Annotated in this window: 4 protein-coding genes; 3 read left to right on the forward strand and 1 reads right to left on the reverse strand. The window is 43.4% G+C overall.

What is annotated here, in order from left to right:
- Together V3V99_07360 and V3V99_07365 are read left to right on the forward strand one after the other, a co-directional pair.
- Positions 1 to 1,023 (forward strand): dockerin type I repeat-containing protein (locus V3V99_07360; protein MEE9442470.1); only part of this gene is annotated, 1,023 nt, incomplete at its 5' end.
- A gap of 145 nt (positions 1,024 to 1,168) precedes the next feature.
- Positions 1,169 to 4,324, forward strand: coding sequence for a M28 family peptidase (locus V3V99_07365; GenBank protein MEE9442471.1), 3,156 nt, complete (start codon positions 1,169 to 1,171; stop codon positions 4,322 to 4,324).
- A gap of 20 nt (positions 4,325 to 4,344) precedes the next feature.
- On the opposite strand, the gene V3V99_07370 is transcribed toward V3V99_07365, so the two are convergent.
- Positions 4,345 to 6,429, reverse strand: a complete 2,085-nt coding sequence (locus V3V99_07370) for a hypothetical protein (protein MEE9442472.1) — start codon at positions 6,427 to 6,429, stop codon at positions 4,345 to 4,347.
- 229 nt (positions 6,430 to 6,658) lie between these two features.
- Here V3V99_07370 and ahpC point away from each other — a divergent pair, with 229 nt between their 5' ends.
- The gene (ahpC, locus tag V3V99_07375) at positions 6,659 to 7,222 is read left to right on the forward strand and encodes an alkyl hydroperoxide reductase subunit C (GenBank protein ID MEE9442473.1); all 564 of its coding nucleotides are present in this window, start codon (positions 6,659 to 6,661) and stop codon (positions 7,220 to 7,222) included.
- The last annotated feature ends 172 nt before the right edge of the window (positions 7,223 to 7,394 follow it).

Genomic DNA, 7,394 nt, shown 5'->3' on the forward strand with positions numbered 1-7,394 from the left:
GGCAACATAACTATTCAATCCGAGGATTACAGCACAATACATTTTATTGAGAGTTCCCCTGACTATTACTATCAATCGCGGTATAATATAGATACGAGGGTTGATTATATCCACCTGTTTGACGGCAGCGGACTCTATTCCGATTTGATAGGGGGCCATAGCCAGGCGGCTGGTTATCCGGCTCTGGTTTGGGATTCGTTGGCGACTGTTGACCATTCTTATCCCTGGAGCCAGGTATCGGGGATACCCTGCCCCTCGTATTTTAATCTGATACCCGATGTTCCGAATTTAGAGGTTTTGTATACCTATGATTCACGAACGGATAATATTGAAACCGAAGGAATGCCTATAGCTTGGAAATATCTCGGTGATGATTATCAGTATTTCTTCTTTGGCATGCCGCTCTCGTTCTTTGACCGGCCTACCGCCACGACCGTTTTGCAGACGGCCGTATCTGAGTTATTAACGGCCGAAGTCGTCGGTTTTACCAAACTTGTCCCGGAAAAAATAAATTCGGACGATTATGCCGAGATAACAATGGTTCTTCTGGGAGATCTGGCTACCGGGAAGAGCGCTGAGGATATTGATCAAGGTACGGTTTCGGTAAACGGCAGTATTATTCCGATATCCTCTGATATCTTAGCTGAACATCCCGATTTTACGGGTAGTGTTTTGCAGATGGATATATCTACGAGTGATTTTCTTTTATCTTATGGTCGCAGCAGCGACAGCAGTAATTTTGGATATATAGTTTCATGGCAGTTTGCCGGTGAATCAGATATTCAGACAGCCTATGGTACGGTAACGATTGTCGGTCAGCTGTATGTTAGCGGAGACGCCAATGGGGACAGGGAAATCAATGTCGGCGACGCGGTTTTTATAGTTAACCATGTCTTTAAGGGTGGTCCTGCGCCTGAACCGTTGATTGCCGGCGACGCCAATTGTGATGGTTCGGTCAACGTGGGGGACGCGGTGTATTTAATAAATCATGTCTTCAAAGGCGGCCCCGGTCCCTGTGAATAATCGGCATTTTGGACGCAATATTTGCACTTGACATAAGTTGTAATTAGCATATATTTTATAATGAGACTATAGTATTTCGCCATAATATTGGTCAGATTGCGAAATTTGTTATGATACGAATCCAAAGGGGCGTTGGGAGGAACAGATGACGTCCCGAATTTTACTCATAATGGCTATAGTTTTATTCTATTGCGCGTATCCAGCGGATTCAGCGGATTTATATAAGGTCATTGTGGTAAATCAAGAGGATGCGGATTTTCTAAATTCCCTTGATATTCAGCCAGTGTATTGTCTCAGCGACGGATATTTAATATTTGCTGAAAACCAATTTGCCAAACAAATAATACAAAATGGAATAGAGTTATCCTTTATTAAATCGGATGTGGACATTCACGAATTGGCCGTTGACATGCGGCGAGACAAAGATAACGTTGGGAAATACCCTCTTTTGTATGAGCAGGATAGTTTTCGGCTTTTCAATTATGACGCAAAATCAGGCAGTAACCGTGAAATGATGCCTATTCTTGATCCTCCACCGTTTATATTGGGGGGGCGGCGCGATGTAACCTTAAATCCCAGTCTTTCATATGGGAATCTTGATATTGAGTCATTTGTTGAGCAGATCAATCAGGATTCATTAATGTCTTATTTGACAAGACTAGAGGCATTTTATCGGCGCTTGACCGGTACCGATTCCTGCTTTGCGGCGCGAGACTGGATATTTGAGAAGTTTACATCATTTGGTTATGATTCAACCTATATCGATTACTTCCCCAGCTTTCAACAGTGGGAATATGATCCCGTTGATGGCTACAATGTTGTCGCCACAAAGATCGGTTCACTATATCCAGAAAAGCATATTATAGTTGGTGCTCATTATGATGCCTTAGACGGTCCAGGAGCTGACGACAATGGGACAGGGACTTCCGCGATGTTGGAGTTCGCACGAATATTCTCTACTATTGAAACTGAATATACCATAGTATTTATCGCTTTTGATTCGGAAGAATCCTGGTGGGTGGGTGCATCTCACTATGTTGACGATGCCTTAGCGCGCGGAGATGATATGGTCTATATGTTGAATCTTGATATGATTGGAACTGATATAGGCGCAACTCACGAGGTTGTACTATATCACGGAAGAGTAAACAGTTATGCCGTTCTCTGGAGCATGTTGGCTGATTCCCTATTTGGAGGTTATAGTACTTACTATCCTCGCTATAGTTATGGAGGCGATGAGGTTCCATTCCAGGAAGCGGGGGTTGACGTAACATTCGTTTTTGAGTATGATTTATCTGAACATTACCATTCTCCCAGCGATAGCATTGTCTATCTTAATATTGACTATTATCTCAAGAATGTTAAGACATCTTTGGCACTGTTTCATTATGTAACCGAGGCTCCGCCGTTAGTTGACGCGTCCTTGATTGATGTTGGTGACGGAAGTTCTCTTGAACTGAGTTGGCAGGAACAGGAAACTTCAAATCTTAATTTTTACCGTGTATATTACCATACCGGTTCATTCATTGATTTAGATTCAACGGACCTTGAAACATCTCAAACCGGTTATGTCATAGATGGATTAATTGAAGGCCAGGAATATACGGTTCATGTAATTTCTGTTGATAATGATGATCAAAGTACAATCCTTACGGTTGAGAAAAAGCTGGAACCTTACTCCAATCCCAGACCACCGACTAGGTTGGCGATTTTTCCCGGGTATCGTGCGATTGAACTTACATGGGAAGGCAATAATCAACTCGAAAAGGATTTTAGTCATTATACAATCGTCAGAGATGGGGTTGCTCTACTCGATAAGCTGACCGAATTCTCATTTGTTGATAATGATTATTCTCTGGATACCAATGAACATACTTATATGGTTTATGCTGTCGATACAGATGGTAACATTTCGGATACTGTCGGCGTTGAATCGTTGGTGGCTCGCGCAGCCAGTTTGACACCGGGGAAAATACTGGCTGTAAACAGGTCAAGCGATAATTTCATTTTTATTGTTAATGAAGCGACAACTGGTGAGTTTATCAGGGATGGATTGTCTGGTTATAATTATGATTATTACTCAGATTCGGCTTATGCCAACAAGCCATTAAATGAGCAACTCACAATTGATGATTTTTTGGATTATGAATTAATTATAGTGGGAGGCGAATCCGGTCGCAACGAGGATTTTGGCTTTTATGAAGAAAATGGAGGTATTCTCAATGGTTTAAAAGACTACCTGTCTATAGGCGGAAAGCTGATATTATTTAGTCGATGGGGAGATATGTCAATTGTATCCGAGAATTATAAGACAGTCCAATTTATCCACAGTAACCCTGATTATGCTTACTCTTCTAGGTTCCATATAGATTTTCGAGTAGATTATGTTCATCTGTTTGACGGCGGCGGATTATACCCCGATTTAATTGGGACTCATAATCAGGTTTCGGAATATCCCGCATTGGTTTGGGATTCGTTGGCGACGGTTGATCATTCTTATCCCTGGAGCCAGGTGTCGGGCATTCCCTGTCCGTCATATTTTAGTCTGTCACCCGACATTACGAACCTAGAAGTTTTGTATACCTATGATTCGCGAACAGATAATATTGAGACCGAAGGAATGCCGATTGCGTGGAAATATCTGGGTGAAGATTATCAGTATTTCTTCTTTGGCATACCGCTATCGTTTTTTGACCGAGCTACGGCATCGACTGTATTACAGACGGCCGTGTCGGAATTGTTAACGGCTGAAGTAGTCGGTTCTACAATACTTATCCCGGAAAAAATAAATTCGGATGATTATTCGGAGACAACGACGGTTCTCTTGGGTGATTTGGTGGCTGGGAAGGTCGCCGCGGATATTGATATAAGTACAGCTTCGGTCAACGGTAGTATTATCCCGACTTCAACAAGTATTTTGGCGGAACATCCCGATTTTACGGGTAGTGTTTTACAGTTGGATATATCTACGAGTGATTTTCTTTTATCTTATGGTCGCAGTAGCGACAGCAGTGATTTTGGATATATCGTATCCTGGCAGTTCAGTGGTGAGTCAGATATTCTGACGGCCTATGGTGGAGTGACAATTGTCGGTCAGCCATATGTGAGTGGTGATGCCAATGGTGACGGTGGAGTCGATGTCGGGGACGCCGTCTATATCGTAAATCATGTCTTCAAGGGAGGTCCGGCTCCGGAACCTCTAATTGCTGGCGACGCCAATTGTGATGGTTCGGTCAACGTGGGGGACGCGGTGTATTTAATAAATCATGTCTTCAAAGGCGGCCCCGGTCCATGTGAGTAACCGGGGCGCCGGAGTAGAACTTAATCACTAATTTGTTTAACGGCCAATTTTGCCGCGTCCAATAACGGTTGGGGCGAAATTGGCTGCCCCACGGCTTGTTGCATCCAGAGATCGGGTGTAACCGAGCCGATTTTGCACATGCGAACCATTTCCTCCCCGATTACTTTGTCTTTCATGTAATCTTCGATTTGGTAAGCAATCATCGAACCGATGGCATAATTCGGCAAATATAAAGCGTTGTCAATAATATGCGAGTATATCGCCAGGATTTCACAGTCTTTAATTCCAAATACAGGCGAGAAGTATTGGTTCCAGATATCACGGGCGATAGACACTACCGCCAATTTCAACTCTTCCGGTGTCGCGTCCGGATGTTCATACATCCAACGCCATATTCTCATATCCAGTAACGACACTGCGCAGATTTCCATGGCTCCCCAGGTTTCGTCCAAAACGTACAGATTGTGCGCATCAGGATTATCTATATCGACTCCTAAAAGCTCAAGGTCCCGGGTTTGGAAAATAAAGGCGAAACTTTCGGTAAAGGCTGTATTGGGAACTCCTCTCAATAAAGTGTGATCAACCATATAAAGTGAAATAACCTGCTCAACGTTATGCCCGAATTCATGAATGGCGATATTGAAGCCTTTGTAATCGATACCGGATTTGCCAACCCTGGTTCTCAGTCGAGCTTTTTCTCCGCGATACGGGGGACCCGAAGCATGCCCGATACCGCGTGCGGGGTCGACCGCAATTTTTAAAGCAATATCTGCCGCGACATTTTTCTCAAACCCAAGCTGAATAAGAATATTGGGGAAATCGGCCTGAAGCGCTTCGGCATTGGGATACTTGTCTTTCACTATACTGTCGAGTTTTCGCCCATCAAAGCTGGAGCGAGCCTTAAATCCGTCGTACCAGATATCGAATGGCCGCAGCTTTCTTCCCAACCGTTTTTCAATCAAACGCCCAATATCCTGTAATACTTCCGAGGTCAAGACAGTTTCAAATAGTATCTCGACATTTCCTTCAAGCATTTCTCTATCACGCTTAAAACGGCGGTCCATCAGAGTCGGCCATTTTGGATTATACTTATCGGCATCTTTTTGACCATTGAAGATATTCAGCAAATGTCGGTATCGAGTGTTGGGTTCAGGCGAATTGTCAAATTTATCGCCCGGATTTCCCTCTTGAGTCCACGAATTCGGAATATCCCCATCAATAATTGAAGAAATGGTTACTTCATTGGAGGAGAGGTTCCAATCAACGGCGGGATTATTTATTACGGCCTGTGGAATTTCCTGATTAATTATTTTGAGCATAACATCAAAAACCATTTCCTGGTTAACCAGGCCATTGGGGTTGGCATATCGAGCCTTTAGCTCATCGCGTAAATTCCAGTGGGAGACCAATCGCATACCATGTGGGAAAAGCCGTTGACCGTCCGAGGTTAACAGATGATGCATGAATATATTATAGGCGCCGATATAGCTATCAGCTTCAACAAAAACCTTGCTTAGATTTTTTGAAATATCCGCCGGTACTCTGGAAGAAAAGCGAGACCCCAGACGGGCAAAAACCCATTCTTCTCTCGAAAAATCGGATCCTTCGTCGAGCAATTCTTCAAGGTTATAGTCGGGATAATTCAGTAACACTATAAAAGCCAATTTTGACTCGAATAAATCGTCATTTATATGAGACCCCGGTGAAAATTTAGCGAATTCATAATCGATCGGCAGGAGCGGACCGGTATCGATTGTCAAATGCCATCCGAGTTCTCGACCCATTTGCCAGAGATGACCATATATACTGGCAAGCGCGTCCTGATATCTCAAGGCGGTAAGACGCCTTTGTTCTTCATCAACGATAAAATTATCGAGGCAAAATTTAACGTATTCATCGCTCGTCCCGTCCCTGTCACGCCATAGTTGAGCCACCTGCCGGGCGCCATTTTCAAAATTAACTAAAACCGCACCGGGATGCGCTTCTGCAAAGGCTTTAGCCGCCTCTTGAACATTTTCTTCCATAATGATTGTTTCCTGGGCATATATATTTCCTGTTAAAACGAAAAGAAAAAGAACCAATGATAGCTTCACCATCACCTTCATATTCAACCTCTCAGATTTTTTTACATTTCAAAATTTAGTATGGGGAAGATAATTAGAAAAAAACTGCGAGAAAAGGGATTTTATTGAAATTTCGTGGTTGGATTAAATATTGATATTCGCCGGGAACATTATGATGAATGTGGCTGTTATAAGTCCATAATAAATGAGGAAGAAGTGAAAATAGTTTTTGATGCAATAAATAATTTGTGTAGAGCAAGGAGATAAGAAAATGGTAAAGATTAACGAGCATGTTCCTGATTTTTCGGTCGACGCCTATTACAAAGGTGATATGACCAAAGTTTCGCTTTCGGATTACATGGGCAAATGGGTAATTTTGTTTTTCTACCCCGCCGATTTTACTTTCGTTTGCCCGACCGAACTGGGGGATCTGGCCGATAATTATGAAAAATTTGTTGAGGAAGACGCCGAGATATTGGTCGCTTCCACCGACACTGTCTTTAGCCATAAGGCCTGGCATGATAATTCGGCGACCGTTGGAAAAATAACCTTCCCAATGCTGGCCGATCCGACCGGTAAGCTGTCGCGTGATTTTGGAGTATATCTTGAAAATGACGGTTTGGCTCTTCGCGGTACCTTTGTCATAGATCCTGACGGTTTCCTTAAAGCCTATGAAATTCACGACAACTCAATTGGACGATCCACCGACGAATTGCTGCGTAAGCTTCAGGCTGCCAAGTTTGTTCGCGAGCACGGCGGCGAGGTTTGTCCGATTAACTGGAAGCCCGGCGAGAAAACTCTTAAACCGGGAATGGATTTGGTCGGCAAAATTTAATGGACGCTTTTTAGCTCTGACATTGAAAACCCGCCTGGGACGGCGGGTTTTTTTTATGCGGCCGTAGGCAGAACACCACGGCTTTAGCCGTGGATGAATGAGCCTTGAGGCGGTATAATACCGTTATGGAAGTTATCAAGACATCGCATAGCATGTATTGTTTGCAATATCA

The sequence above is a fragment of the Candidatus Zixiibacteriota bacterium genome, from assembly GCA_036480375.1.
Classification (GTDB): Bacteria; Zixibacteria; MSB-5A5; order GN15; family JAAZOE01; genus JAZGGI01.